The sequence below is a fragment of the Methylorubrum podarium genome (assembly GCF_022179745.1).
Lineage (GTDB): Bacteria > Pseudomonadota > Alphaproteobacteria > Rhizobiales > Beijerinckiaceae > Methylobacterium > Methylobacterium podarium.
Genome location: NZ_BPRD01000085.1, coordinates 1 through 26,847, shown reverse-complemented (window position 1 = coordinate 26,847; position 26,847 = coordinate 1). Strand labels below are relative to the sequence as shown.

The 26,847-nt window shown below is 70.6% G+C and carries 28 protein-coding genes; 5 read left to right on the top strand and 23 right to left on the bottom strand.

What is annotated here, in order from left to right; genetic code table 11:
- The 13 genes from MFF42_RS04445 to MFF42_RS04385 all read right to left on the bottom strand — a co-directional run.
- Positions 1–149, bottom strand: a 149-nt coding sequence (locus MFF42_RS04445; RefSeq protein WP_238254681.1) for a heavy-metal-associated domain-containing protein, incomplete at its 3' end; no start/stop codon positions are given.
- Positions 150–227: 78 nt separating this feature from the next.
- Positions 228–560 carry a four-helix bundle copper-binding protein gene (locus MFF42_RS04440; RefSeq protein ID WP_238254679.1) on the bottom strand — a complete coding sequence of 111 codons (333 nt, stop codon included), beginning with the start codon at positions 558–560 and terminating at the stop codon, positions 228–230.
- A 99-nt stretch (positions 561–659) separates the two neighbouring features.
- Positions 660–1,952 (bottom strand): ATP-binding protein, encoded by a 1,293-nt coding sequence (locus MFF42_RS04435; protein WP_238254678.1) that lies wholly within the window; start codon positions 1,950–1,952, stop codon positions 660–662.
- 23 nt (positions 1,953–1,975) lie between these two features.
- Positions 1,976–3,031 carry a lysylphosphatidylglycerol synthase domain-containing protein gene (locus MFF42_RS04430; protein WP_238254677.1) on the bottom strand — a complete coding sequence of 352 codons (1,056 nt, stop codon included), beginning with the start codon at positions 3,029–3,031 and terminating at the stop codon, positions 1,976–1,978.
- A gap of 186 nt (positions 3,032–3,217) precedes the next feature.
- Positions 3,218–3,844: a uracil-DNA glycosylase gene (locus tag MFF42_RS04425; RefSeq protein ID WP_238254676.1), complete on the bottom strand. Its 627-nt coding sequence runs from the start codon at positions 3,842–3,844 to the stop codon at positions 3,218–3,220.
- Complete coding sequence (locus MFF42_RS04420) at positions 3,828–4,589, bottom strand: PIG-L deacetylase family protein (protein ID WP_238254675.1); 762 nt, start codon at positions 4,587–4,589, stop codon at positions 3,828–3,830. The genes MFF42_RS04425 and MFF42_RS04420 overlap by 17 nt, the downstream gene beginning before the upstream one ends.
- Positions 4,586–5,824 carry a glycosyltransferase family 4 protein gene (locus tag MFF42_RS04415; RefSeq protein ID WP_238254674.1) on the bottom strand — a complete coding sequence of 413 codons (1,239 nt, stop codon included), beginning with the start codon at positions 5,822–5,824 and terminating at the stop codon, positions 4,586–4,588. The genes MFF42_RS04420 and MFF42_RS04415 overlap by 4 nt, the downstream gene beginning before the upstream one ends.
- A complete protein-coding gene (locus tag MFF42_RS04410; RefSeq protein ID WP_238254673.1) occupies positions 5,821–6,714 on the bottom strand; it encodes a sugar phosphate isomerase/epimerase family protein in 894 nt (297 codons plus the stop codon). The genes MFF42_RS04415 and MFF42_RS04410 overlap by 4 nt, the downstream gene beginning before the upstream one ends.
- A complete protein-coding gene (locus MFF42_RS04405) occupies positions 6,711–8,330 on the bottom strand; it encodes a YcaO-like family protein (protein WP_238254672.1) in 1,620 nt (539 codons plus the stop codon). Before MFF42_RS04405 ends, MFF42_RS04410 begins: the two co-directional genes overlap by 4 nt.
- A gap of 189 nt (positions 8,331–8,519) precedes the next feature.
- The gene (locus MFF42_RS04400; RefSeq protein ID WP_238254671.1) at positions 8,520–9,548 is read right to left on the bottom strand and encodes a Gfo/Idh/MocA family protein; all 1,029 of its coding nucleotides are present in this window, start codon (positions 9,546–9,548) and stop codon (positions 8,520–8,522) included.
- Positions 9,548–10,729, bottom strand: coding sequence for a class I SAM-dependent methyltransferase (locus MFF42_RS04395; protein ID WP_238254670.1), 1,182 nt, complete (start codon positions 10,727–10,729; stop codon positions 9,548–9,550). The genes MFF42_RS04400 and MFF42_RS04395 overlap by 1 nt, the downstream gene beginning before the upstream one ends.
- A 31-nt stretch (positions 10,730–10,760) precedes the next feature.
- Positions 10,761–11,639 (bottom strand): HD domain-containing protein, encoded by an 879-nt coding sequence (locus MFF42_RS04390; RefSeq protein ID WP_238254680.1) that lies wholly within the window; start codon positions 11,637–11,639, stop codon positions 10,761–10,763.
- A 54-nt stretch (positions 11,640–11,693) separates the two neighbouring features.
- Entirely contained in the window at positions 11,694–12,887 is a 1,194-nt protein-coding gene (locus tag MFF42_RS04385) for an inositol-3-phosphate synthase (protein WP_306423480.1), read from the bottom strand.
- 317 nt (positions 12,888–13,204) lie between these two features.
- Between MFF42_RS04385 and MFF42_RS04380 the strand changes: the two genes are divergently transcribed.
- On the top strand, positions 13,205–14,323 hold the full coding sequence (locus MFF42_RS04380; RefSeq protein ID WP_238254668.1) for a transglycosylase SLT domain-containing protein: 1,119 nt from the start codon (positions 13,205–13,207) through the stop codon (positions 14,321–14,323).
- Between the two features lie 12 nt (positions 14,324–14,335).
- Here the strand turns inward: MFF42_RS04380 and dgcA are convergent, their stop codons facing one another.
- The 4 genes from dgcA to MFF42_RS04360 all read right to left on the bottom strand — a co-directional run bounded on the left by dgcA (position 14,336) and on the right by MFF42_RS04360 (position 20,214).
- A complete protein-coding gene (dgcA, locus tag MFF42_RS04375; protein WP_238254667.1) occupies positions 14,336–15,316 on the bottom strand; it encodes an N-acetyl-D-Glu racemase DgcA in 981 nt (326 codons plus the stop codon).
- A gap of 13 nt (positions 15,317–15,329) precedes the next feature.
- Positions 15,330–16,340 carry an N-acetyltransferase DgcN gene (gene dgcN / locus MFF42_RS04370; RefSeq protein ID WP_238254666.1) on the bottom strand — a complete coding sequence of 337 codons (1,011 nt, stop codon included), beginning with the start codon at positions 16,338–16,340 and terminating at the stop codon, positions 15,330–15,332.
- A gap of 282 nt (positions 16,341–16,622) precedes the next feature.
- Entirely contained in the window at positions 16,623–18,458 is a 1,836-nt protein-coding gene (gene ilvD, locus MFF42_RS04365; protein ID WP_238254665.1) for a dihydroxy-acid dehydratase, read from the bottom strand.
- 193 nt (positions 18,459–18,651) lie between these two features.
- Complete coding sequence (locus MFF42_RS04360) at positions 18,652–20,214, bottom strand: 2-isopropylmalate synthase (protein ID WP_238254664.1); 1,563 nt, start codon at positions 20,212–20,214, stop codon at positions 18,652–18,654.
- Between the two features lie 414 nt (positions 20,215–20,628).
- On the opposite strand from MFF42_RS04360, the gene MFF42_RS04355 reads away from it, so the two are divergent.
- Entirely contained in the window at positions 20,629–20,961 is a 333-nt protein-coding gene (locus tag MFF42_RS04355; RefSeq protein ID WP_238254663.1) for a hypothetical protein, read from the top strand.
- A gap of 18 nt (positions 20,962–20,979) precedes the next feature.
- Here MFF42_RS04355 and MFF42_RS04350 read toward each other — a convergent pair whose 3' ends face one another.
- Genes MFF42_RS04350 through pdxY form a run of 3 tightly spaced genes read right to left on the bottom strand, consistent with a single transcriptional unit; the run spans position 20,980 to position 23,502 of the window.
- Entirely contained in the window at positions 20,980–21,711 is a 732-nt protein-coding gene (locus MFF42_RS04350; protein ID WP_238254662.1) for an NUDIX hydrolase, read from the bottom strand.
- On the bottom strand, positions 21,701–22,630 hold the full coding sequence (locus tag MFF42_RS04345) for a PhzF family phenazine biosynthesis protein (protein WP_238254661.1): 930 nt from the start codon (positions 22,628–22,630) through the stop codon (positions 21,701–21,703). The genes MFF42_RS04350 and MFF42_RS04345 overlap by 11 nt, the downstream gene beginning before the upstream one ends.
- A 20-nt stretch (positions 22,631–22,650) precedes the next feature.
- Complete coding sequence (gene pdxY / locus MFF42_RS04340; RefSeq protein WP_238254660.1) at positions 22,651–23,502, bottom strand: pyridoxal kinase PdxY; 852 nt, start codon at positions 23,500–23,502, stop codon at positions 22,651–22,653.
- Between the two features lie 114 nt (positions 23,503–23,616).
- Here pdxY and MFF42_RS04335 point away from each other — a divergent pair, with 114 nt between their 5' ends.
- The 3 genes from MFF42_RS04335 to MFF42_RS04325 all read left to right on the top strand — a co-directional run bounded on the left by MFF42_RS04335 (position 23,617) and on the right by MFF42_RS04325 (position 25,504).
- Positions 23,617–24,138, top strand: a complete 522-nt coding sequence (locus MFF42_RS04335; RefSeq protein ID WP_238254659.1) for a DedA family protein — start codon at positions 23,617–23,619, stop codon at positions 24,136–24,138.
- A gap of 19 nt (positions 24,139–24,157) precedes the next feature.
- The gene (locus MFF42_RS04330) at positions 24,158–24,934 is read left to right on the top strand and encodes a cobalamin-binding protein (RefSeq protein ID WP_238254658.1); all 777 of its coding nucleotides are present in this window, start codon (positions 24,158–24,160) and stop codon (positions 24,932–24,934) included.
- A gap of 84 nt (positions 24,935–25,018) precedes the next feature.
- A complete protein-coding gene (locus MFF42_RS04325) occupies positions 25,019–25,504 on the top strand; it encodes an MmcB family DNA repair protein (protein ID WP_017485939.1) in 486 nt (161 codons plus the stop codon).
- Here the strand turns inward: MFF42_RS04325 and MFF42_RS04320 are convergent.
- The 3 genes from MFF42_RS04320 to MFF42_RS04310 form a co-directional block, all read right to left on the bottom strand.
- Complete coding sequence (locus MFF42_RS04320) at positions 25,427–25,696, bottom strand: ribbon-helix-helix domain-containing protein (protein ID WP_306423478.1); 270 nt, start codon at positions 25,694–25,696, stop codon at positions 25,427–25,429. The two genes, MFF42_RS04325 and MFF42_RS04320, sit on opposite strands and share 78 nt — an antisense overlap.
- Positions 25,697–25,896: 200 nt before the next feature.
- Positions 25,897–26,085, bottom strand: a complete 189-nt coding sequence (locus MFF42_RS04315) for a DUF4169 family protein (protein ID WP_238254656.1) — start codon at positions 26,083–26,085, stop codon at positions 25,897–25,899.
- 60 nt (positions 26,086–26,145) lie between these two features.
- The coding region (locus tag MFF42_RS04310; protein ID WP_283206848.1) for a lyase family protein at positions 26,146–26,847 on the bottom strand (702 nt) is incomplete at its 5' end.

Sequence of the window (26,847 nt, the reverse complement as noted above, 5' to 3'; positions counted from 1 at the left end):
CCGGTGGCGAGGTTGACGGCGACGTCGGACGCACCGGGCAGGGCGGCGAGCGCCCGCTCGACCCGGCCGACGCACGAGGCGCAACTCATGCCCTCGACGGGCAAGGTCAGGCGGGAGACCGCCTTCGACGCGGCGGGCTCGGACGGCATGGCGTGGGTTTTGAGAAGCGTTTCCATGCCGCCTCAGATGGGCCTTCCCATCATGGGAAGGTCAAGGGGTCGTCCACGTCACCACGCCATCTGGCGGCAGGATTCCTCGCAGGCGCGGCAGGCGGCGACGCAGGCCTCCATGTCGCCGACGTCCTCGCAGGAGCGTGCGCAGGCCGCGCAGATCTCGGCGCAGGCGCCGCATTGGTGGCGATGGACGGCGCTGCCGATCAGCATCAGCTGGGCGGAGGCCCGGCACGCCTCGGCGCAGGAGAGCATGAGCCGGAAATGTTCCGGCTCGACATGCCGACCGCCGACTTCCAGGCAGTGCTGGGACGCCATGCCGAGGCAGGTCTGGTAGCAGGTAAGACAGGTCTCGATGCAGCGCTGCATCTCGGATGATAATCCGTTCATGGGCGGTGCTCTTCGTTGTCAGTCCAGAGCCGTCATACGGCTCTTTCTGCAACCGAGCCGGGAGAAGGCCGTTCCCACACGGACCTGAGACCGGGAGCGCTATTCCCGGACCGCGGGCTCCGACGGCACCGTCTCTCCCGTCTCCGGCCGATGCTCCGGCAGGCTCACCCGCACGGTCGTGCCCTGGCCCGGCTCGCTCTCGATGACGAGCTTGCCCCGGTGGCGGTTGAGCGTGTGCTTCACGATGGCGAGACCGAGCCCCGTCCCGCCCTGCTGGCGGCTCGACGCCGTATCGACCCGGTAGAAGCGCTCGGTCAGGCGTGGGATGTGCTCGGCGGCGATGCCCGGCCCCTCGTCGCGCACCCGCAGCTCGATCCGCGTCCCGCGCCCGCCGGGCTCCTCGACGCGGTGGAGCGAGACGGCGACCACCCCGCCGCTGCCGCCATACTTCACGGCGTTCTCGACGAGGTTCTCGACGACGCGCAGCAGCTCGTCCCGGTCGCCGAGCACGGGAAGCGGCCCGTCCGGCCGCTCGACGCTCAGTGCGACGCCGCGCTCCTGGGCCAGCGGCGCCTGCATGTCGACCATCTGCCGGGCGATGCGGCCGAGATCGACGATGCGGGTCGGCACGACGTGCTCGTGCAGCTCGATCCGCGAGAGCGAGAGCAGGTCGTCGATCAGTCCCGTCATGCGCTGCGCCTGGGTGCGCATGATGCCGAGGAACTGCTCGCGCGCCCGGGGATCGTCCCTCGCCGGGCCCTGAAGGGTTTCGATGAAGCCGAGCAGGGCCGAGAGCGGCGTGCGCAGCTCGTGGCTCGCGTTGGCGACGAAATCGACCCGCATCGCCTCGAGGCGACGCGCCTCGGTGAGGTCGCGCAGGAACAGCACGATGTTCGCCTCGCCGCCGCCGGAACTGTCGGAGAGCGGAAGGGCGCCGATCTGCACCTCGAAGGCGCGCTCGGTCGGGACGCGGGTGGCGTATTCGGTCCTCACCGGCGCCCCCGTGCGCAGAACCTCCTCGATGCCGTCGAGGACATCCGGCGAGCGCAGGGAGAACGACAGCGGATGGCGCAGCTTCAGCCCAGGCAGGAGGCGCCGGGCGGCCGGGTTGGCCTCGATCACCACCACCCGGCGATCGACCAGGATGACGGGGTCCGGGATGTTGGCGAGCAGCGCCTCGGCGATGGCGTGGCGCCGCGGGCTGCCGGTCTCGGAGGGGGGCAGGATCGCCGCCTGCCCGCCGCGCCCGAGCAGGCCGCCGATCAGGAGGGCGAGGCTGGCGGAGATCATCAGGGCGGTATCGACCGTCCCGCCGAGCGCCTCCGCGGAGACGATCACGGCCACGGCGACGGTCGCGCCGAGCCACATCGGACGGGCCTGGTTCGCGGGCATGGCGCGTCAGGAGACCGGGCAGGTCACGGGTCGTTTGCCGCCCGGCGCCGCCGCAGCCGCTGCAACGCCTCGTAGAGCCCGAGCATTAACAGGGCGAGGACGAAGGGAACGACGTAGTAGCAGACCCGGAACAGCAGCAGTGAACCCAGCACCGCCTCGCGGGGCAGGTAGGAGAGCGCGAGCAGGATGGTGGCCTCGAACACGCCGATGCCGCCCGGCGCGTTGGAGGCGATGCCGAGCATGGCGGCGAGGACGTAGATCGCCAGGAAGGTCGTGAAGGCGAGGTTCATGCCCTCGGGCATCAGCATGTAGAGCACGGCCGCCGCCGCGCAGACGTCGCCGATGCCGACGATCATCTGGCTGAACGAGACCGTGGCGCCCGGCAGTTCGAGCTGCCAGTGGCGGACCTTGATGTAGCGCCGCTTCACCGAGACCCAGGCGAGGTAGCCGAGCACGAGGCCGAGCGTGCCGAAGCCGAGGATCTGGTTGAGGCGCGCGGTCGTGTTGACGCCGATGCTCTGGAAGGTGAGGCTCGCGAGCTGCCCCGCCTCGATGATGAGGCTGAAGCCCAGCACCACCCCCATCCCGAGCCAGAAGGTGAAGCCGGCGATCACCGTCAGCGCGGCGATCTTGGCCGCGGAGAGGCCGCGCTTCGAGTAGATCCAGTAGCGGATCGTGGCCGCTGTGATCAGCGGAAAGCCGAGGGTGAAGCTCACGGCGTAGCTCGTGAACGAGGCCAGCGCCGTGATGCGGTAGGGCATCTTGAGCCGGAGCTGACGCAGGGCGAGCGCGTCGTAGCAGGTCAGGAACAGGTAGCTGACGGCGACGAACAGGAAGGCCTCGCCGAGCCGGCCCGCGGCGACGGCGGTGAAGGCCGTCCGCAGCTCGGCCCAACTGATCTCTCCCGAGAGCTTCCACAGGACGCCGAGCGAGGCGAGGATGAGGACGAGGCTCGCGGCGGTGCCGATCCAGGCATAGCGCCCGCGCTTCGATGCCGGCTGCGATCCGGCGTCAGCCTCGCGGCCCGCATCGGCCGGCTCGGCCTCCGCGACCGTCCTGTGCTTCCCGGCAGGTTTCATGTGAGAACGGCGTCCGCCTCCGCTGGTCGACCGCAGGATGCATTCGGCACGGGTCGTCCCGGGCGGTGTCGGTCCCGAACCGCCCCCGCGCATTTAGGAGCTTCGATCGCCAAAGGCCAGGGAAGGGCGACGAACACGGGACTGCCCTGCACGGGGAATGCGGCCGAAATCACGCGATCTTGGCCTTTACGGCGCCTCGGCGAGATGCGTGGCCGCCTGTCTCAGCCCCGCCAGGATGCGCTCGCGCACGCTGGGCGCGGTGCAGACATAGGTCGGGCTCGGATGCGGGATCGGCACCACCGGCAGGTCCGGCCGCAGGGTGGCGAGCGGCGCCGAGGCCTCCCGCGCGAAGCGACCGGCCGGAACCACCACGGCGAGCCGCGGCAGCAAAGCGAGGAGCGGTGCGAGGTAGGGCGCGGCCGCCGCGGCCTCCGAGCGGCGCGGGGCGCGGTTGAGGGCGCCCGGCGCGTGGATCACCCAGGGCACCGCGTTCCAGATCAGCGTGTCCCGCCGCGCGATACCGGCCTCGTTCAGGAAGCGGAACAGGTTGGCGGCGGTGCCCGTCGCGTTGTCGCGGGAGACGAAGCCGGTGCGGCCGATGGAAGGCCCCGGCGTCTCCAGGAGCAGGAGCAGGCGCGCCTCGACGCCGCCGTCGAGGGGATCGGGGTCGGGCACCTCGGCGCCGCTTTCCGCGGCGATTCTTTGGGCGAGCGACCGCAGCGGCCGGACATGGGGCGCGTCGGCCATCGCCCGGCGCGCGTCGAGGACGGCGGGGTCGCGCAGGCTCTTCGGCGCGTCAGGCGAATCCGGCATCGCGCAGCTCGGGCGGGAGCCGGCCCTGCAGGTGGAAGCGCTCGACGCCGTCCTCCGCCGCCAGCCGATCCCGCAGCCCCTCCGGGCCGCCGAACTGGAAGCCGATCTGCGACGCGTAGGCGATGCAGGCCTCCGCCTTGCGCCGGCTGGCCTCGGCATCGAGGCGCACGATCTGCTCGGGGAGATGCGCGAAGATCGCCCGGAGCGGCTCCTTCGGCTCGGCGGTGCGGACGGTGTAGGGGAAGTCGCGCCACCACAGCACCGGCAGCGGCGGCTGCGCGCCGCGAAACGCCCGCACCACTTGCACGTGATCGACATGGCCGCCGACGGCCTGCGGCGCGAGGATCAGGTCGGGTCCGGTATCGGCCACCAGCCGCTCGAAGGCGTCGGCGAGATTGGCGCCGATCCGGTCGTCGGAGCGGAGCTCGGCGAAGAGTTCGGGCGCCGAGGCGTAGCCGCGATGCGGCGCTTCGCGGAACGGCAGGTGGACCGGCGCATCGATGCCGAGCGCCCGGGCCGCGGCGCGATCCTCGTCCCGGCGCAGGGCCATGTAATCGGCCTCCGGCGCCAGCCCCTTGTCGAGCTGGCAGGCGAGCGCGAAGCCGCGCGGATTCATCACCGAGGCGGTGAAGACCGTCGCCATGACGACCTGCCATCCTTGCGCGGCGAGCCGCGCCAGGGTGCCGCCGGCCGAGAAGACCGCGTCGTCGAGATGCGGCGAGATGGCGAGTGCGGTGCGCATCACAGCAGGTGCGGCTCCTTGCGGAAGCGGCAATCCGGATCGATCGGCAGCGTCTCGGGGAAGTCGGTATGCGGCCGCTCGCGGGCGACCCGCGCATAGACCTCCATGATCTGCCGGCCGACGGCCGTCCAGGAATAGACCCGGCGGCACTCTTCGAGCCCGCTCTCGGCGAGGCGTCGGTGCAGATCCTCGTCCTCGATCACCCGCCGCAGGGCCTGGGTGAGACCGCGCACGTCGCCGGGATCGACCAGCAGGCCGTTCTCGCCGTCGCGCAGGCAATCCGAGACGCCGACCGAGTGGGTCGAGACCACGGCGAGCCCGGAGGCCATCGCCTCCAGGATCGTGTTGGAGAAACCCTCCGCGTAGGTCGGCGAAACGAAGACATCCGCCTCGCGGTAGAGGTCCGGCACCGTGTCGTAATCGGCGTAGCCGGTGAAGCGGACCTGGGCCGAGGTGAAGCCGATGGCGTCGGCCTTCTCGCGGGCGGCCTCGACATCGGGGCCGATGCCGGAGATCGCCGCATCGAACGGCACGCCGGCCTCCCACAGCCGCTCCAGGGCATCGAGGAAGTCGAGCACGCCTTTCCGGCGATCGACCCGGCCGTGATAGAGCAGCCGCACCGGCTCCTCGTCCTCGCGCTCGGCCCGGAAGCGCTCGCCGGGGGTGAAGCGGGCGGTATCGACGGCACCGGGGACGATGGTGAAGCGGGACGGATCGGAGCCGAGCCGGTCGCAGACCTCTCGCACGAAGGACTGGCCGCCGATCAGCAGGGCGTTGGCATGGGCCAGCACTTCGACCATCGCACGGCGGTGGGTCTCGCAGCAAGAGCCGACCCAGTGGCCGTCGCCGCCCTGGATCGAGACCACGGTCGACACGCCGAGGCGCTTGCCGGCCAGCAGCACTGCCCAGCCGGTGGGGTAGCCGTACTGCGCGTGCAGCACGTCGAACGGCTTCTTCGCGTGCTCGGCGCAGATGGTTTCGACGATCTCGTCGATGTCGCGCTCGAAGTTCCCGTCCGCCTGCTCGCCCTTCTGCTCCAGGCCGATGACGTGCACGCCCGGCACCGGCGGCGGCGGGCCGCCGCCATAGACTCGCGTGCCGAACTCGTCGCCGCGATATTGCGAGATCATCGTCACGTCGTGGCCGGCGCCCGCGACCTCGCGCAGGAGGTTCTGCGCGTAGACGCTCATGCCGGAGATCGCCGGGAAGTAGCGGCGGCTGACGAAGCAGATTCTCATGGATGGGGCAGTCCCGGAACGGCGGTCTCGCGCGGCGCGGCATCCGGCGCCGGCAGGTCGGGGCCGGGTCGGCGGCAGGTGCGCAGGTATTCGAGGGCTTGGCCCACCATCACGTCGGCCCGATGCGAGTCGCGCGACAGCTCCACGCAGACGAGCTTTTGGAAACCGATCGCGTCGAGGGCGTCGAGCACCGCGGGCACGTCCATGTCGCCCTCGCCGAAGGGCAGGTGGATGTGCTCGCCCCGCTTCATGTCCTCGATCGCCACCGTGCCGAGGCGCGGGGCGAATTCGTGCAGGGCCGCCGCCGGGTCGCGCTCCCCGGTGACGAGGCAGTGGCCGGTGTCGAGGGCGAGCGACAGGTCGGGCACGTCGAGGGCGGCGAAATCGTCCAGCGTCTCGATCAGCATGCCGGGCTCGGGTTCGAGCGCCGCGACGACGCCCTTCTCGGCGGCGAAGTCGGCGACCTCGCGCAGACCCTCGATCAGCCAGCCCTTCGCGTTCTCATGATCGACGCCCGGCTTCGGCACGCCGGCCCAGAACGAGACCGCCTCGGAATTCAGGATCTTCCCGATCTCGACGGCGCGCTTGAGGAAGCCGATGCGCCGGGCGCGTCCGGCAGCATCGGCGGTGACGAGGGTCGGCTCGTGCTTGGCGGTCGGGTCGAGCAGGAAGCGGGCGCCGGTCTCGATCACCGAGCCGAGTTCGAGCCGGTTGAGGATGCTGGCGATGCGGTCGGCCTCGGCCACCCAGGTCTCGGCAAAGGGGTCGAGGTGGTGGATGTCGAGGGTCAGCGCGACGCCGTCGTAGCCCGCATCCTTGATGAGGCGGATCGCGTCCTCGATGCGGTGGTTGGCGGTGCCGTTGGTGTTGTAGGCGAAACGCAGGCTCATGCCGACCTCCGCTCGGCCCGCCGCCCCTGACGCTCGTAGCGGAACGGCGCGTGGTGCGATTCGGGCTCGCGGTAGAGCGGGTAGTGCGAGCCGACGATCGTCTCCGCCAGCGCCACGTCGAAGAGCGGCTGACCGCCGAAGCGCTCGATGGCTTCCGGCGTCAGGCGCACGGGCAGGAGCGTGTCGGTCGGCGTGCCGAAGCGGATCAGCGGATGGTCGCGGTCGATCAGCTTCCGCGTGTTGCGCTCGCCGATCCGGTAGTAGCTCATGGTCTCGACTTCGAGCCCCGGCACGATCGCCTTGACCACGCCGATCCCGCCGCCGGGCGGGGAGCAATCGACGTAGAGAACGTCGAAGCCCGCCTCCTCCAGCCGCGCGCGGGCGATCGTTCCGCGGGCATGGCCGTCGGGCGCCGGTGTCGTCGGCAATTCGGAGAAGGCCTTGGTGCTGCGCTCGGAATAGACCGTGCCGCTCAGCACCTCGCGCAGCTCGGCGGCGGGCATGTCGAGCCAGGCGAGCATGGCCTGGAGCGCCCGGCTCTCCTCGAGATCGAGGCTCGGCAGCGCCTTCTGGATGAAGGCCTCGACGTAACCGGGGGGCGCCACCGTGTCGGCGAGCGCCAGCGGCCCGTGCCCGAAGGTCTTTCGCACCCGCGCGGCCTGGAATTCGAGGAGCGCCTTTCGCAGGGCCCGCTCGCGATCCGGATCGCAGGCCTCGCCGCAGGCCGAGAGCGCGACCGGACAGGGTGTGCGGGCCGGGTCCACGTCGTAGCCGACGACGTAGAGGTTGGTGAGGCCGAACTGGTCGGTGGCGAATTTCGGCAGCGCCCTGATGCCGAGGCTCTCCAGCCGGTCGAGCATGCCGCGTGTCTCGGGGCCGATCCCGTCGAGGTCGAGCATCACGCCCTGGTCGAGGGCGCGGAACAGCAGCCCGTTGCCGTCCCGCTGCAGCAGTTCGAGCAGCCCGTGGCCGAGGGCGAACGCGACGTCGGGGCCGGCGCCGAGGCCGTTGGTGATGAGGTTGGTGAAGGGCTGATAGCCCTCGCGCAGCTCGAAATAATCGGTCGCGGCGATGTCGAGCGGCATCCAGACGGATTCGCCGGTGCGCGCCCGGACCGCCTTGGTCCAGTCGAGGGGCGTGTCGCGACCGACGGGCGAGCCGGCCGGCAGACACAAGGTCAGCGGGTCGGCGACGGAGGCGGCGCCGTAGACGCGCACGAGGTCGGCGTAGGAGACGGCCGCCTGGTTGTCGCCCTTGCGCGGCAGCAGGGCGACCGAGGGCATCAGGTTCTCGGCGATCTCAGCGACCGCGCCGATCAGCGCCTCGTCGTCGGTGGCGCCGTAGCCGATGCCCGACGGCATGGCGCCGACATAGAACGGGTCATCGAGGAAGAGCGCCACGAACCAGACCGGAATCCCGGTGCGGTCGAGCCCGGCCAGGTTGAAGCCGACGATCCGGCCCTCGGGCAGCACGTCGAGATAGGCGCGCACCGCCTCAGGCAGACGCTCCGGCAGCCCCTCGATCCGGCGCGGCGCCCCGCGGCGATAAGGGCGCGGCGCGGCAAGGCTCGGGTGGTGGGCGCGGTCGTCCCGATCGAGGGCGTCGGTCGCTGTCATGTCCGTCCTATCAGCAGCGGCGGACCGGTCCGTCTCCACCCGCGCCCTCGTCCCGAGGTGCCGCGCAGCGGCCTCGAAGGATCCGCCAGATCCCGCACGATGGGCTGGAGGATCCTTCGAGGCTGCGCTTCGCTCCGCACCTCAGGATGAGGGCGCGGGTGAGATCGTCCGGTCTCCTCCCAGATATCGTCAGGCCGCGTCGCGGCCAGCGGGTGTGCCCGCCGCCGCGTAGGCGCGGGCGATCAGGCGCATGGTGTGAAGGTCGCGCTCGGCGTCCCAGGCGGCGCGGGCCTCGGGGTCGTGCAGGGCACGGCCGAAGGCGCGCACCTGTTCGAGGAAGGGCGAGGCGGTGACGTCGAAGGCGATCGGCTCGACCCGGCCGTCCTCGCCGTCGGTGAAGGTGACGCTGCCGCCCGCCGTCTGCCCCATCGTGTCGATGGCGGTGAGCAGGCCCTTGGTTCCGACCACTTCGAGCCGGCGCCGGGGCAGCGCGTCGGGGCAGTTGTAGGCGACGTTGAGCTGGGCGAGCGCGCCGGACTCCGTGCGGCCGATCAGCAGAGCCCCGTCATCGACGGCGTAGTCCTGCGCTCGGGCCTGGGTCATGGCGGCGATCTCGGCGATGGGTTCGCCGACGAGGAAATCGACGAGGTCGATGCCGTGGGGGGCGAGGTCCATCAGTGCGCCGCCGCCGGCCTGGGCCGGATCGATGCGCCAGTTGTCCTGGCCGCGGAACGAGGTCCAGGCGCGGTCGAGCCAGCAGGCGTAGACGATGCGCACCGCCGTCACCGTGCCGAGCCGGCCCGCACGGATGAGGTCGCGCATGGCGCGGTGGCCGGGATGGTGGCGCTGGTCGAAGGCAGTGCCGTAGAAGGCCCCGGATTTCCTGACCGCCGCCGCCATAGCCTCGGCATCGGCGAGAGAGGCCGCCATCGGCTTCTCGCAGAGGACCGCCTTTCCGGCGGCGCATAGGGCCTCGACGGCACCGCGATGGAGATGGTTCGGCGTCGCGACGTAGACGGCCTCGACCTCGGGCTCGGCGATGAGGCCGGCGAGGTCGGCATGGGCCCGCGCGCCCTCGTCCTCCGCCGCCGCGCGGGACGCTTCGCCCGGATCGGCCACCGCGACGAGGCGATGTCCGGCCGCGCGGATGCCCGGCGCCATGTAGTCGCGGGCGACCCAGCCGTAGCCGACGATGCCCCAGCCGACGCTCGCGTCCATCACCAGCGCTCCGGCAGATCGACATATTCGCGGCGGCGCACCCGCGCCGCCTCGGGCGCATCCGGCTTGCCGCTCCAGTCAATGGCCTCCGGGCCGTCCGAGTGGAGCGGGTAGGTCGCCTGCGGCGCGTATTCCGCCTCGTAGCGCTCCGACGGCCAGCGGATGGCGAATCCCCCGTCGTCGGGCGCGTAGAGCGGGTTGAGATGCAGGGCCGCGCCCGGCGGCGGCAGCGTGATGCCGTCGATGAGCGCGCGGGGGGCCGGACGCATGCCGGGGCCGGCCACGACGGAGAAGGCCTCGCAGGTTCGCAGGTCGCGCGGTTCGCGCGGCTGCGGCGCGCGGGCCTCGACCAGGGCGCGGGTCAGCTCGGCGTCGTCGTAGACGAGCCCGTCCGGAAACAGCTCCTCGATCTCGGCCGACGAGATCGCCTTGCCGGCGGAGAATCCGGGCCGGCCGCTGTTGTGGATGTGGCTGAGGGCGAGCCACCCCTCTTCCCCCGCCGTCTGGCGCAGGCAGGAGAGGATGCCGGGCTTGTCGTCGAGGAAGTAGAAGGCGTCGTTGCAGATCACCAGATCGACCGGCGATTCCGGGATCGGCCAGTGCGGCGCCGCGGCGTCGAAGCAGACGAACTGCGCCTTCTCGCCCACCACCCAGTGCCGGGCGACCCACAGCTTGGCGAAGACCACGTCCGCGCCCGCGACCTTCACGCCGCGGCGTTTCAGCTCGCGCAGGTAGTGGCCGATGCCGCAGGCGAGCTCGAACGCGCAGACCGGGCTGTTCCAGTGCGCCTCCAGCAGGCTCAAGCCCGCGAGGAAGGTGGGATCGCTCCACCGGTTGACGAAGTAGTCGCCGACGCGGCCCCAGCCGAGCCATTCCACGGCCTGCCGCAGGGAGGCGCTCGCGCGCTCGCGCACCAGCCGGCGCAGGGCGTCGGGGTCGGCCGGCGGGCCGGTCCACCAATCGTCCTGATCGGCGAGCAGCAGGACGAGGGCGTCCTCCGCCCGGTCGTGATCGAGATGGTCGAGGGCCGCCGCGACGAGGCTGTCGCGGCCGGTGCGGAGATAGGGAATGCCGTCGATGACGGGCCAGCGCGCCCCGGTCTCGACGTCGCGCAGGGCGTGCGCGCCGTCGGGCTTGAGCCTGTGGCCGGTCTCCGGCGAGAGGAGATCGAAGGGGATCATGATCCTGGTTGCTGCCGGACAGCGCGTGAGGTCACGGGATGCGCATATCGGTCAGAACGCGATCCTGGAAAGCCTTGCCCGGTCCGGCATGGACCAGTTCCATCTCGCCGAGCACCGTGTCCATGGTCAGCGAGGCCGCCCGCAGGTGCTGGGCGATCTGCAGGACCCGGTCGATGGAGTCGGCGGCGTGGAAGGCGCGGCCCTCCGCGGTCGCGTCGTCCGGCAGGACGAGGCGGGCGGCGCGGATCGTCTCGCGCAGCGGCGGCTCCAGTTCCTCCAGCGCCCATTCGGAACAGCGCCCGACGATCGGCCAGAGATGGTCGCCGAGCAGCATCTCGCCGGTGAAGCCCGCATCCGGCATCGCCGCGTTGTGGAAGTGGTGCGCCATCGCCGCGAGGAACACCGTGGTCGGGTCGGCCCGGTAGAACGGGCTCAGCAACACGCCGTAGACCGCCACGACGAGGCAGTGCTCGGCATGGTTTTCGGGCGGCTCCAGGAGGATGCGCGGCTTGCCGGGGCAGGTCACCCCGGCCCGCGGCTGTTGCGCCAGGGCGCCGACGAAGCCGGGGACCGGTCCTGCCGCAAGGTTGGCCGGATTCCGCAGACAATTTTCCAGCCGCTCGCGCAAACCGGCATCGAGCGGCGCGGCCACGGCCTCGAGCCCCGCGACCAGCACCGCGGCGGTCTGCGCCGCGTCGAGGCCGGCCGCCGTAAGGAAGGCCGCGTCGAGGTCGCAGAGCCGCGCCGCGGCGAGCGCCTTGGCCGTGATGTCGAGGGCGACCGTCTCGGGCGCGGCGCCGCCCGTGAGCGCTGACCATCCTTGCGCGAACAGGCGCTCGGCAATCGAGCCGGCGCGCCCCGCCGAGCGGACGCGCTTCAGGTCGCCGAGCTCGACCAGCAGCTCCCGCATTTCGACGGGGGCAGCCGGGCCGGTCTGGGAAAAACCCGTCACGGGCGCGAGCCCTTACTGCTGGACCCCGAGCCAATCGAACAGCATGCGCTGCTGCTTGCCGAAATCGTGCTCCGGCCCGTGGCCGTTCTTCACCATCGGCGCCTTGAAGAAGGTCGAGAGCTGCTCCTGCACGCCGCCGTCGCCGCGGGTCTTGGCGAGATCCAGCACGCGGGCGATCTCGATGACGAGGGGGGCTGCCAGGATCGAGTCCTTGCAGAGGAAGTTCACCTTGATCTGCATGCGCTGACCCATGAAGCCGGTGACGTCGATGTTGTCCCAGGCTTCCTTGTCGTCGCCGCGCGGGCGGTAATAGTGGATGTGGACCAAGTGGTCCTCGACCGGGTAGCCGAGGATCGAATCGAGCACCGTGCCCTTGGTGTTGAGCTTCGACTGCAGCGAGTTCGGGTCGTTGAGGGCCAGACCGTCGCGGTTGCCGAGGATGTTGGTCGAGAACCAGCCGTCGACATGGAGCTGGCGGGCCTTCAGGGCGGGGGCCAGCACCGTCTTCATCATGGTCTGGCCGGTCTTGCCGTCCTTGCCGGCCACCGGGACGTTGAGTTCGCGGGCGAGTTCCAGGAGCGCCGGCACGTCGGCGGCGACGGAGGGCGTGAAGTTCGCGTAGGGCACGCCGCTCTTGATGGCGGCGTAGGCGTAGAGCATCGCCGGCGAGATCGACTCGTCGCTCGAATCCAGCCCCTTCTCGAAGGCCTCGGCGGAATTGAGGGTCGGGTCGGCGAGGTCGGGCCAGCGCTCGGTCGAGGCGAGGTTGATCACCACGACGTCGTCGAGATTGCTCTCGCTGCGGAAGCGGTTGAGGTCGTTGGCGATGACCGAGACGGTCTCGCGGTGGTCCTTGGCGACGATGCGGTTGGCGCCGTCGATGTTCTTGCAGAACTTGGCCGAGCCGACCGCTGGCCAGGGGGTGATGCCCTTGAGGGCCTGGGCGCCGTTCTCGATGTCCTCGCGGGTCAGCACGCCGTGGCCGGTGGCGGCGGAGGCGAGGTCGTCGCCATTCAGGTCCCAGCCGCCGAAGACGAGATCCTTGTAGTCGGCCATGCCGGCGACGGGCACACCCGCGAGCGGCAGGCCATCCAGACGGTTCGAGCCCGATTTGATGGTTTCGATACCGGCGATGGCTGTCGTCGCGACCGCACCGCCCATGCCAACGAACGCCACTCCGACGCGTCGACCGGTCTGAATGCCCATGGGAACTCGATCTTTCTGCTGTGGCGACGCTGGCGCCTTAGGATGAGCCTTAACTGGCCGCCGCGCGGCCCATGACAACTGTGACCGACCTAGAGCGTTCCGGCGCCGACCCTGCCATCTTTGCCGCAGGGCACCTTTCGCCGGACCGGCACCGATTGGTTAAAATATCGTAAACACAATGGCTTAACGCTGCATTAACGGGAACACGTTTGGATCACGCGGTGGTCCCATTGTGGTCACACCCGGCGGCGAAACCTCCGCCGGTCAAAACGAAGCCCGGCACGAGAAGAACGCCGAGGCATCAACAAGGAAGACCGATGGGGGTTTACCCGGAGCCGGCGCGCTGCGCCGACGACGTGAGCCGACTCGTGCCGTGCGGGTCGAATGTCACCAACGAGGCCGCCCCGCGCCCGTCGCGCGGTCGTTCGCCGCTCGTGCGCAGCCTCGCCGCCGTGACCGCCAGCGTCACTCTGCTGATGGCCGCGCCGCAGGCCGTGTCGGCCTACGAGAACGCGAAAGTCTCCGCATCGATCCCGATGATGGTCCGCGCCGACCTCCGTCCCGCCGGAGCCGATGCGGAGTGGGGCGGCACCGCGCTGCTCGGCCAGGATGGCGGGATCAGTGCTTCGATCGAGCGCGTGCAGGCTTCGCTGAACAATCCGCGCCCCGACACCGACGACGAGATTCTGCGCTTCGGCGAGATGAGCGTGCCGCGCGCTCTCGTGGAGACGATCCTGAAGGCCTCCGAGGTCACCGGCGTCGATCCCGTCTACATGATGGCGCTCGCCGACAAGGAATCGAGCTTCGACACGAACGTGAAGTCTTCCGCGTCCTCGGCGCAGGGCCTGTTCCAGTTCGTCACCGGCACGTGGCTTGAGATGATCCGCCAGTATGGGGCGAAGCACGGCCTCGCCGCCGAGGCGGCGGCCGTGAAGGGGCAGGGCTCGGGCATCACCATCGCCGACGGGGCCGTGCGCAAGCGGGTGCTCGACCTGCGCAACGACCCCTACGTCTCCGGCCTGATGGCGGGAGAGCTGATCAAGCGCGACCGCAGCCGGATCGAGGCCCGGATCGGCCGCGAGCTGAAGACGACCGAACTCTACCTCGCGCATTTCCTCGGCACCGCGAGCGCCGGCAAGTTCCTCTCGCTCAGCGCCGAGGATCCGGACAAGGTCGCCAAGGCCGCCTTCGGCCGCGCCGCGCGCGCCAACCGCGCGATCTTCACCGCCAAGGACGGGGCCAAGCGCCGCAGCCTCACCGTGGCGGAGGTCCACGAGAAGCTGGACGGCATGATCGACCAGCGCATGAGCCAGTATCAGGCCATCGCCGACCTCGCCCAGCAGCAGGCCGACGAGCCGGCGACGCCGATCCTCGACGCCCGCCTGCGGCTCAACGAATCCGTGGCACCGTCGCTCGCGCTGCACACGGTGCAGTAGAGGCGATCGGACTCACCCCCACAACTCGGGCAGCGGCGGATGGACCGTGCTGCCGTCGTAGCGCAGGGCCGGCTCCCGGTCCTGGGCGAGCAGCAGCGGCCCGTCGAGATCGACGTAGGCCGCGTGATGCGCGATCAGCATCGCCGGGGCCATGGCGAGCGACGAGCCGACCATGCAGCCGACCATGATCTCGAAGCCGCGCGCCCGCGCCTCGTGGGCGAGCTTGAGCGCCTCCGTGAGGCCGCCGGCCTTGTCGAGCTTGATGTTGATCGCGTCGTAGCGCCGGGCCAGGGCATCGAGCCCGGCGCGGTCGTGCAGGCTCTCGTCGGCGCAGATCGGGATCGTGCGATCGATCTCGGCCAGGAGACCGTCGTCGCCCGCCGGCAACGGCTGCTCGATGAGGCCGACACCCGCCGCCGAGCAGGCCATGAGGTTGTCGCGGATCGTCTCGGGGCTCCACGCCTCGTTGGCATCGACGATGAGGCGGGAATCCGGCGCGCCGCGCCGCACGGCGGCGATCCGCTCCGGATCGCCCGCGCCGCCGAGCTTCACCTTCAGCAGCGGTCGGTGCGAGGCCGCGCGGGCGGCCTCCTCCATCGCCTCGGGCTCGCCGAGGCTCAGCGTGTAGGCGGTGGTCACCGGACGCGGCGCGGCGACGCCCGCGAGTTCGTGGGCCGGCGTGCCGGTGCGCTTCGCTTCGAGATCCCACAGCGCGCAGTCAAGGGCGTTGCGGGCCGCGCCCGGCTTCATGCGTTCGGCAAGATCGAAGCGCCCTCCCCCGCCCGCGAGCCATCCGGCCTGCTGTTCGAGCGTCGCGGCGACGCTCTCGACCGTCTCGCCGTAGCGGGCATAGGGCACGCACTCGCCCCTTCCCCGAAAGCCGCCGTCCTCGATCGTCGCGACGACGACGACCGCCTCCGTGCGGCTGCCGCGGGAGATCGTGAACGATCCGGCGATGGGGAAACGCTCGACGGCAACGGTCAGACGCGGCATCGGCAGCCCTCCCTCAGGCCGGGAACTCGGCGGCGATCCGGTCCACGATCCCCTCGACGCCGAAGCGCACGGGATCGGTGGCGGGCAGACGATGGACGGCTTCCGCCTCGCTCAACAGGGCGCGCGCCTGCGGCTCGGCAAGCGCCTGCGTGTTCACGGCGATGCCGACGGGACGGATGCCGGGATTGGTGAGTGCGCCGCACCGGATCGTCAGGTCGATCACCTCCTGGATCGTCGGCAGGCTCGCCTCGACGCCGCGCATCCGGGTGCGCGTCGGCTCGTGGCAGACGACGAAGGCGTCGGCCTGCGAGCCGTGCAGAAGGCCGAGGCTGACGCCGGCGAAGGAGGGATGGAACAGCGAACCCTGCCCCTCGATCAGGTCCCAGTGATTCGGATCGGCGGCGGGGGCGACCCACTCGACGGCGCCGGAGATGAAGTCGGCCACGACCGCATCGATGGCGACGCCCCGGCCGGAAATGAACACGCCGGTCTGGCCGGTGGCGCGAAAGTCGGCATCGAAGCCGCGCTCGCGCATGCCGCGCTCCAGGGCGAGCGCGGTGTACTTCTTGCCGACGGAGCAATCAGTGCCGACAGTCAGCAGGCGCCGGCCCGGACGCTTGGTGCCCTTGCCGGTGGGGAAGGTCTCGGTGGTGTGGCGAACGTCGTGCAGGCTGCGGCCGTTGCGCTTGGCGGCCTCGGCGATCTGCGCGATCGAGCCGAGCCGCACGTGCAGCCCGCTCGCCACATCGAGCCCCGCATCGAGGGCGGCGACGATCTCCGCGACCCAGTGATCGGGCAGGACGCCGCCGGCATTGACGACGCCGACGACCATGGTCCTGCAGCCTTTGGCGACCGCCTCCTCCAGCGTCAGGTCGGGGATGCCGAGATCGGCGGCGCAGCCCTCCATCCGCAGCTGGCCGACGCACCATTCCGGCCGCCAGTCGTTGATGCCGTAGGCCGTCTTGGCGGCGAGCCGGTCCGGCACGTCGCCCAGGAACATCAGGTAGGGGGTGGCGATCTGCATGGGCGATGGTCCCGTCCGGAGCCAAGCTCCGCCTGAGAACGCCTCTATGCGCGATCCGTGCCCGATGCGCGAGGGAGAGCCGCCGCGCAATCTTGCAATGGCTCAGGCTTCCTCATGCTGAGGCGCTCGCGGCACGCGAGCCTCGAAGCACGCCTCGCCGGTTCTGCCATGGCTTCAAACGATTCGGCAGAATCTGGATCAGCCGTGCGCCGTGCTTCGAGGCCCGCTCTCGCGGGCACCTCAGCATGAGGAGCGTGGCGTGATCCAGAACCGGTGTCGGTTCTAATGCTCGATTCTCCGCACCGCCCCCTTCGCCGCGCTGGTGGCGAGCATGGCGTAGGCGCGCAGCGCCGTGCTGACCTTGCGCTTGCGCGGGGCCGCCGGGCGCCAGCCTTCCGCCTCGCGAATCGCGCGGCGCTCGGCCAGAACCGCCTTGTCCACGGCGAGGTGGATGCGTCGGTTCGGGATGTCGATCTCGATCCGGTCGCCCTGCTCCACGAGGCCGATCAGCCCGCCCTCGGCGGCCTCCGGCGAGACGTGGCCGATGGAGAGGCCCGAGGAGCCGCCGGAGAAGCGGCCGTCGGTGACCAGCGCGCAGGCTTTGCCGAGGCCCTTCGATTTCAGGTAGCTCGTGGGGTAGAGCATCTCCTGCATGCCGGGGCCGCCGCGGGGGCCCTCGTAGCGGATCAGCACGACCTCTCCGGCTTTCACCCGGCCGTTGAGGATGCCGTCCACCGCCGCATCCTGGCTCTCGAAGACGTGGGCGGTGCCGGTGAAGGTCAGGATCGAGGCATCCACCCCCGCCGTCTTCACGATGCAGCCGTCCTCCGCGAGGTTGCCATAGAGCACGGCCAGCCCGCCGTCCTTGGAATAGGCATGCTCCGCGTCGCGGATGACGCCCGCCTCGCGGTCGAGGTCGAGTTCGTCCCAGCGCGAATCCTGGCTGAAGGCCACCTGGGTCGGCACGCCGCCGGGCGCCGCGCGGAAGAATGTCTGGACGGCCTCGCTCTGCGTCTTGGTCACGTCCCAGCGGTCGAGCGCCTCGCCGAGCGTCCCGGAGCCGACATTGCCGACGGAGCGGTCGATCAGGCCGGCACGGTCGAGTTCACCCAGGATGCCCATGATGCCGCCGGCCCGGTGCACGTCCTCCATGTGGATGTCGGCCACCGCCGGGGCGACCTTGCACAGCACCGGCACGCGGCGCGAGAGCCGGTCGATATCGGCCATGGTGAAGGGCACCTCCCCCTCGTGCGCCGCCGCGAGAAGGTGCAGCACCGTGTTGGTCGAGCCGCCCATGGCGATGTCGAGCGTCATCGCGTTCTCGAAGGCGGCCATGGTCGCGATCGAGCGCGGCAGCACGCCGGCATCGTCCTGCTCGTAGTAGCGGCGGGCGAGATCGACGATCAGGTGCCCGGCCTCGACGAAGAGGCGCTTGCGGTCGGCATGGGTCGCCAGCGTCGAGCCGTTGCCGGGCAGCGACAGGCCGAGCGCCTCGGTGAGGCAGTTCATCGAGTTGGCGGTGAACATGCCCGAGCACGAGCCGCAGGTCGGGCAGGCCGAGCGCTCGATGATCGCGACGTCCTCGTCGGAGACGCGGTCGTCGGCGGCCGCCACCATCGCGTCGACGAGGTCGAACTTGCGGGTGACGCCCTTCATCACGACCTTGCCGGCCTCCATTGGGCCGCCGGAGACGAACACCGCCGGGATGTTGAGGCGGAGCGCCGCCATCAGCATGCCGGGGGTGATCTTGTCGCAGTTCGAGATGCAGACCATGGCGTCGGCGCAGTGCGCGTTGACCATGTACTCGACCGAATCCGCGATCAGCTCGCGCGACGGCAGCGAGTAGAGCATCCCGTCATGGCCCATGGCGATGCCGTCATCGACCGCGATGGTGTTGAACTCCTTGGCGACGCCGCCCGCCTGCTCGATCTCGCGCGCCACGAGCTGGCCGAGATCCTTCAGATGGACGTGGCCCGGCACGAACTGCGTGAAGGAGTTCACCACGGCGATGATCGGCTTGCCGAAGTCGGAATCCTTCATGCCGGTGGCGCGCCACAGGCCGCGGGCGCCGGCCATGTTGCGGCCGTGGGTGGTGGTGCGGGAGCGATAGGCGGGCATTTTTTGCATTATCGATGTTGAGCGGACATCCGGCGGCTGAACGTTCGTCCAAGCCGGTCCCTCATCCTGAGGTGCCCGCGAAGCGGGCCTCGAAGGATCCTCCAGGGACCGCGCGCGATCTGGAGGATCCTTCGAGGCTTGCGCAGTCGCGCAAGCACCTCAGGATGAGGTCGAGAGTAGGATCGGCGTCTTATCAAACCACCGCGGCGTGCTGCGCGTGCAGCCGGACGGACGCCGCCGAGAGCTTGTTGAGCGCCGAGAGATACGCCTTGGCCGAGGCGACTAGCGTGTCCGGGTCGGCACCGCGGGCGGTGACCGAGCGCTCGCCCGCCTTCAGGCGTACCGAGACCTCCGCCTGCGCGTCGGTCCCCTCGGTCACGGCGTGGACCTGATAGAGCTCCAGCATCGCGTCGTGGGGCACGATGGCGTGGATCGCGTTGAACACGGCATCCACCGGTCCGTTGCCGTCCGCCTCCTCGGTGAAGGTGCGGCCGTCCATCTCGATCTTCATCGTCGCGCGCTGCGGACCCCGCGTGCCGGCGATCACCGACAGCGAGACGAGCTTGATCCGGTCGTGGGCGGTGGCGAGCTTCTCGTCCACCAGCGCCTCGATATCCTCGTCGTAGACGTGCTTCTTGCGGTCGGCGAGATCCTTGAAGCGCTCGAACACGTCCTGGAACTGGTTGTCGGAGAGCGAGATGCCGAGCTCGGCCAGCTTCGACTTAAACGCGGCCCGGCCGGAATGCTTGCCCATCACCAGCGAGGTCTTGGCCAGGCCGACGGAGGCCGGGGTCATGATCTCGTAGGTCTCGGAATGCTTGAGCATCCCGTCCTGGTGGATGCCGCTCTCGTGGGCGAAGGCGTTCCGGCCGACGATGGCCTTGTTGTACTGCACCGGGAAGTTCGCCGCGTGGCTGACGAGCTTCGAGGCGCGGGTCAGCATCGTCGTGTCGATGCCGGTGTCGTAGGGCATCACGTCGGCGCGGGTGCGGATCGCCATGACGATCTCCTCGAGCGCCGCGTTGCCGGCCCGCTCGCCGATGCCGTTGACGGTGCACTCGATCTGCCGCGCGCCGCCCTCCAGGCCGGCGAGCGAGTTCGCCACCGCCAGCCCGAGGTCGTTGTGGCAATGCACGGAGAAGATCGCCTTGTCGGCGTTCGGCACGCGCTCGCGCACGGAACGGAACATCGCCCCGTATTCCTGCGGCGTGGCGTAGCCCACCGTGTCCGGCAGGTTGATCGTGGTGGCGCCCGAGCGGATCGCCGCCTCGACGCAGCGGCAGAGGTAGTCGATGTCGGTGCGGGTCGCGTCCATGGCCGACCACTCCACGTCCTCGACGAGGTCGCGGGCCTGGGTCACGGTCTTCAGGATGATCTCGATCACCTCGTCCTGCGTCTTGCGCATCTGATGGGCGAGGTGGATCGCCGAGGTCGAGACGAAGGTGTGGATGCGGCCGCGCTCGGCGTGGCGCACCGCCTCGCCCGCGCGGGCGATGTCGGCGGGGATGGCGCGGGCGAGCCCCGCCACCGTGGCGCGCTTGGTGCGCCGGGCGATCTCGGAGACGGCCTCGAAATCGCCATTGGAGGCGATCGGGAAGCCCGCCTCGATGATGTCGACGCCCATCCCGTCGAGCAGCTCGGCCACCGCCAGCTTCTCGTCGAGGGTCATGGTGGCGCCGGGGCATTGCTCGCCGTCGCGCAGCGTCGTGTCGAAGATGACGACGCGGTCCTTCGCGCTCTGAGTGGTGTTCGCCATGGGTCTTCGTTCCTCGCAGCCGACGCGCTCGACTCCTCGGGAGCGGCGCCGGAATGGCCTGTCTTCCGGTTGACGAGCGGCATCCCCTGAGAGCCCAGGCGGTCGCGCCCGGACGGCCCTCAGGGGCGGCTAAGAAGCAGGCCTACGAGAATGAGCGCGCAGGACGACGCGGCCGCGAGAGCGGCGCCATCGTTCAACTGCACGGAGCGGCCAGGGGCCACGCTCGATTCTCCTCAGAGGCTGACTCGCCGGCAGACCGCCATGCGTTCAGGGAGGCGGTATGTACCGATTGGCGGGGATCGTGACAAGCGCAAGCCAGCCCTGCGATTGACCGCCTCGTCCGACCGGGCGCACAACCCCGAGGGCCAAGCTTGGCTGCAGCGAACGCCCCTCTTGCAACCGGAGAGACCTGTCGTGCCCGCGCCGCTTTTCCGTTTCGCCCTGATCGCCGCACTCGGCGGCTGCCTCGGCGCCTGTCAGTCGAGCGCGCCGCCGCCGGTCGCGGCCGTGGCGGCGGCCCCCGCGGCCGTCCTCGCGCCCCTGCCGGCCGGCGCCGGCTGCGGCCCCAGCATCGCTCGCACGCAGGCCATCGTCGAGACCGACGTGAAGACGGGCGACCTCTCCGCGCCGGTCGGCACGCGCTTCAGCGCCGACCTCTCCAAGGCGGCGGGGGCCTGCGCCGCCGGTCGCGAAGGCGAGGCGATGAGCCTGCTCGCGGCGGCCAAGGCGCGCTACGGCTATCGGTAACGGCCGGGCTTTCGGCCCTCACTCCGGGAAGACGCTCGCGAGATAGGCCTGGACGAAGCCCGGCATCCGGGCCGCGTCGATATCGGCCCGCGAGCGGGCGATGACGCTGTGGGCGAGCTCCGGCTCGTCCTCGTGGCCGCGGTGCGCTTCGATGCGCGCCTTCAGCGCCTCGGCATCGCTCTCGAAGCGGACCGGGCGCAGGAAGGCGAGTTGCCCGTCGCCGCGCAGGAGCACCCACTCCTCCCCGGCGCCCTCGGGCAGAGTGAGACCGGTTTCCTCCAGGAACTCGCGCGCGGCGCTTCCGGCGAGATCGACGATGCCGTCGTCGCGCAGGTCGCCGGGATCGGGCGTGCCGCAGGGGAAGTAGATCTGGCCGGCATTGGCGGTGTGGGCGCCCATCACGCCGAGCAGCACGGCGCCGTCCCGGCTATGCGGGACGATCGCCGCGAAGGCATTGGCCACCAGCGCGTCCGGCACGCCCGCGTCGCGGAAGGCGATGAAGCGCGAGTAGCGCACCTCGAACAGGCTGACCTCGCAGGCGCCGTCGGTGACCGTGCAGCCGCTGGCGAGGTAGACCGGCCCGTCGAACAGGCCCGGCGTCCGCGCCTTGCGCCGCTCCCAGTTGCGGTCGATCGCCTCGGCATTGTCGCGGGCCCAGGCCCAGTCGTGATCGACCCGCCGAGCCGAGACGCGACGGAGCGGCGTGAGGCTGAAGCCGGGCGCGGCGTCGCCCGCGATCTCAACCGACACGCAGCACGCCCTCGCTCACCACCACGGCCTGCCCGCCGATCTCGACGGAGCGGAGGGCGCCCTCGCTGATGACGAGCTGCAAGTCGATCGTGCTCGGCCGCCCCATGGCGACGCCCTGGCGGATCACCACGTCGTGGGTGCCCTCGCCCAGCGGCTCGAACTGCATCAGGGCACCGGCGAAGGCGGCGGCGGCGCTGCCCGTGGCCGGGTCTTCGGCGACGCCGAGATGGGGCGCGAACATCCGCGCTTGGTAGCGATGCCCGACCCCTTCCGGATCGAGGGCGTAGAGGTAGAGGGCGTCCGCCTGCCCCTGCGGGAACATGCGCTCGAACCGGGCGGCATCGAGCCGGGCGCGGGTCAGCGCCTCGCCCGAGGCGAGCGGCACGAAGGTGAAGGAGGGGCCGGCGCCGTGCCGGCTCGGCTGATGACGATTGAAGCCGATCTCGGCGGGCTTGAGCCCGAGAACCCCGGCGAGGGCATCCTTCGCCCGGGCCTCGCCGAAATAGGTCGGGAGAACCGGCAGCTTGAAGCGGGCGCGGGCGCTGCGGCCATCCTCCGCCGCCTCGACGGCGCAGGCGAGCGTCCCGATCGCCTCCTCCAGGCCGAAGGCGGCGGCATCGACCAGGGCCGCCGCCTGCCGCTCGGCACGGTCGCGCAGGGCGAGGAGCACCGCCGTGCCGACGGTCGGATGTCCGGCGAAGGGCAATTCCCGGGCGGGAGTGAAGATGCGCAGCCGCGCCCGGTGACGCGGCTCCTCCGGCGGCAGGACGAAGACCGTCTCCGACAGGTTGAACTCGCGGGCGATCGCCTGCATCGCCTCCCCGGTGAGCCCCTCGGCATCGAGCACCACCGCGAGCGGGTTCCCGGCGAGCGGCGTGTCGGTGAACACGTCGAGGGTGGCGAAGCGGCGTTCCAGCATCACGGCTCCTTTGAGAGCGTTCAGACGACCTCGACGGGGAAGGCGAGACTCGGCGCGACGAATTCCTCCTGCGCCGCGACGGTCAGCAACTCTTCCGAGCCGGCCTCGGCCGTTTTTCGCAGGAGGCCGTGGATCGAGGCCGCCGCCATGCCGAGCGCCAGCGCCGCCGAACGGGTGCGCAGGTAATGCACCAGATAGAGCGCGGCGACCGCGTCGCCCGCCCCCGAGACCGCCTTCAGGTCGAGCCGGGGCGTGCGCACGCGCCAGAACGAGCCGTCCCCGGCCGCCAGCATGTCGATCGCGTCGGGCGGCGTCTCGGCGGTGGCAAGCGAGGTGACGAGCAGGACCCGCGGCCCGAGCGCCATCACCGAGGCCGCCGCCGCCTTGGCCGCCTCCAGCGTGTCGCTGGGCGCGCCGGAGATTAGGTCGAGCTCGAACTGGTTGGGCGTGAGGATGTCGGCCGCGGGCACCGCCTGCGCCCGCATGAAGTCGGCGATGCCGGGGCGGACGTAGACGCCGGAATAGGTGTCGCCGATCACCGGATCGCAGCAATAGAGCGCCTCGCGGTTGGCCGCCCGCACGGCGGCGACGGTCCGCAGGATCGCGGTGCCGATATCGGCCGAGCCCATATAGCCGGAGAGGACCGCGTCGCAGTCCTTCAGCGCGCCGCGCTCGGCCACGCCCTGCACCACCTCCTCCACCGCCGGCCCGTCGAAGACCCGCCCGCGCCACTGACCGTAGCCGGTATGGTTGGAGAATTGCACCGTGTGCACCGGCCAAACCTCGACGCCGAGCCGCTGCATCGGGAAGACGGCGGACGAGTTGCCCACATGGCCGTAGGCGACGTGCGACTGGATCGACAGAACCTTCATGGTGCTCCGGTATCCGCTTCCGGGCCGTGATAGCGCGGCTGAGGGCCGGGCGCATCCGATCCGCGCGGCGACGCGTTACGGCTCGGCCAGACAGGCCCATCCGCCGGAGTGAGTATGGATTTCGACGCCGCCCGCCAATCCATCCTCACCTTCGTCGAGACCTACAAGGCGTGGGCGCCGGTCGTGACGGGCGTGATCGCCTTCTGCGAATCGCTCGCCGTGCTCTCGCTGCTGGTGCCGGCCACCGCGATCCTGCTCGGCATCGGCGCGCTGATCGGCGGCAGCGACCTGCCGTTCTGGCCGATGGTGATCGGCGCCGGCATCGGCGCGGGGCTGGGGGATTGGGTCTCCTACGAGGTCGGGTTCTACTACAAGGACGGCGTGAAGCGCCTCTGGCCGATGAGCCGGCACCCGGAGATGACGGCGAAGGCCGAGGCCTTCCTCCGCCGCTGGGGCGCGGGGGCTATCCTCATCGGCCGCTTCATCGGGCCGGCGCGGGCGGTGGTGCCGCTGGTCGCCGGCAGCTTCGGCCTCGCCCGCATCCCGTTCCAGCTCGCGAACTGGAGCTCGGCCTTCGTCTGGGCCTTCGTGCTGCTCGCCCCCGGTGCCGGCCTGCTGACCTGGCTGCATTACTGAGCCGCCCGATCGAGACGTCATGCGCCGCTTCCCGCCCGAACGCATCGTCTGCCTCACCGAGGAGACCGTCGAGACGCTCTACCTCCTGGGCGAGGATCGCCGCATCGTCGGCGTCTCGGGCTACGCCGTGCGCCCGCCGCAGGTGCGCCGGGAGAAGCCGCGGGTCTCGGCCTTCACCAGCGCGGACCTGCCGAAGATCCTCGCCCTCGAGCCGGATCTCGTGCTCGCCTTCTCCGACCTCCAGGCGGAGATCGCCGCCAGCCTCGCCCGCGCCGGGGTCGCGGTCCACCTGTTCAACCAGCGCGACCTGGCCGGCTGCCTCGCGATGATCCGCACCGTCGGCGCCCTGGTCGGCGCGGCGGAGCGGGCGGATGCGCTGGCCCGCGGTTACGAGGAACGCCTCGCCGAGGCCGCGGCCGAGAGCGTAGGGCCGCGGCTCAAAGTGTATTTCGAGGAGTGGGACGAGCCGATGATCTCCGGCATCGGCTGGGTCTCAAACCTGATCGGCTTTGCCGGCGGGCAGGACGTCTTCCCGCAGCTGAGCCGCGAGCAGGCGGCGAAGGACCGGATCGTCACCTCGGAGCAGGTCGTCGCGGCGGCGCCCGACGTGATCCTCGCCTCGTGGTGCGGCAAGCGCGTCAATGTCGAGCGCATCCGCGCCCGGCCGGGATGGGGTGCCATTCCCGCGGTGGCGGCAGGGCGCATCCACGAGATCAAGTCGCCGTTGATCCTGCAGCCGGGGCCGGCGGCCCTAACGGACGGGTTCGCGGCGATCCGGGCGGCGCTGGCGATGTGACAAAGCGGCCGGTGACACCGATGGGGGCCCGCTGGCAGGATGCACCGACTCGATTCGGCCGCATCCGCAAGCCATCGCCCCCTGATGTCCACAGCCCTCGCCAACATCGTCCTGCCGCCCGATCGCCGTCAGTCGCCGACCGCGCTCAACATCCAGCGCGGGGTGAGGCGGCTTCTGGCCGAAATGGGCTGCGTGAGCCTGCCGGAATTCTCCCTCGCCAACGGACGCCGGGCCGACGTGATCGCCCTGTGCGGGGCCGGGCGGCTGACCATCGTCGAGATCAAGTCGAGCGTCGCCGACTTCCGCGCCGACCGGAAATGGCCGGATTACCGCGACTATTGCGACCGCTTCTTCTTCGCGATCCCCGAGACGGTGCCGGAGACGCTGATCCCGGAGGAATGCGGCCTGATCGTCGCCGATTCCTTCGGAGCGGCGATCCTGCGCGAGCCGCCGGACCATCCCCTGAGCCCGGCCCGGCGCAAGGCGGTCACCCTACGCTTCGCCCATTCCGCGGCCGGGCTCCTGCACGCCCTGGCCGATCCCGGTGCGATCCGTGAGGGAGCCCTCTGACGGCGCGCGCCCGTCGCGAAACGCGCCGAGCACGAACACCCGGATCGCCGAGGAGAGGTTGCGCTCGCCGCGCGCGGAATCGATCGCGCCGATCAACGCCTGAACCGACTGGCCGCGGTCGCGCGCGATCTCCTGCAGCGCGGTCCAGAACTCGGCTTCCAGGGACACGCTGGTGCGGTGGCCCGCGATCATCACCGAGCGTTTCGCGTTTTCCCGAATCATACGAGTTCCGGTGGGTCGGTTCGGTCCAGACCCCGCCACCGTCATTGCGAGGCGAAGCCGTGGCAATCCAGGGCGCGACCTTTCCGATTAGGGCGGCGCGCTGGATCGCGTCGGCTTCGCCTCGCGATGACGGAGTGGGGCCAAACCCGAGTGATCAACCGTGAACCGCATCATTCCTTGTCGGCGTCGGTCAGGCGGTGGCCCTCGTGGCGGGCCTGCTCGATCGCCTTGCGCGTCTCGGCCAGCGTCTTCGCCTTCTTCGGCCGGCCGAACTGAATGCGGTTCTCCGCGGCCTTGGCCTCCTTCGCCGCCTTCTCACGGTCCTTGCGCACCTGGCGCAGGTTGATGATCTCGGCCATCGCGTCCGCCCTCCCGACGACCCGGCGCGGAAGGCCCGCGCCAGGAAGCGAATCTAGCGCTTAATCCGCGCTCGGCGCCAGCATGGTTTCGGGGCGCACGACCCGCTCGAACTCCTCGTCCGTGACGTAGCCGAGCCGCAGCGCCTCCTCCTTCAGGGTGGTGCCGTTCTTGTGCGCGGTCTTGGCGATCTCGGCGGCCTTGTCGTAGCCGATCGAGGGGGCGAGCGCCGTCACCAGCATCAGCGAGCGGCTCATCAGGTCGCTGATCCGGTCGGTGTTGGCCTTGATGCCGACGACGCAGTTGTCGGTGAAGCTGACGGAAGAGTCGGCCAGGAGCCGCACCGATTGCAGCACCGCGTTGGCGATCACCGGCTTGAACACGTTGAGCTCGAAATGGCCCTGGCTGCCGGCGAAGCTCACCGTGGTGCCGTTGCCGACGACCTGGGCGCAGACCATCGTCAGCGCCTCGCACTGGGTCGGGTTGACCTTGCCCGGCATGATCGAGGAGCCGGGCTCGTTCTCCGGCAGCGACAGCTCGCCCAGCCCCGAGCGCGGGCCCGAGCCGAGCAGGCGGATGTCGTTGGCGATCTTGAACAGGCCCGAGGCGAGCGCCGTGAGGGCCCCCTGGAGGAAGACCAGGGCGTCGTGGGTCGCGAGCGCCTCGAACTTGTTCTCGGCCGAGGTGAAGGGCAGGCCGGTCAGCTCGGCGACCTTGGCGGCGAAGCGCTCGGCGAATTCGGGATGCGCGTTGAGGCCGGTGCC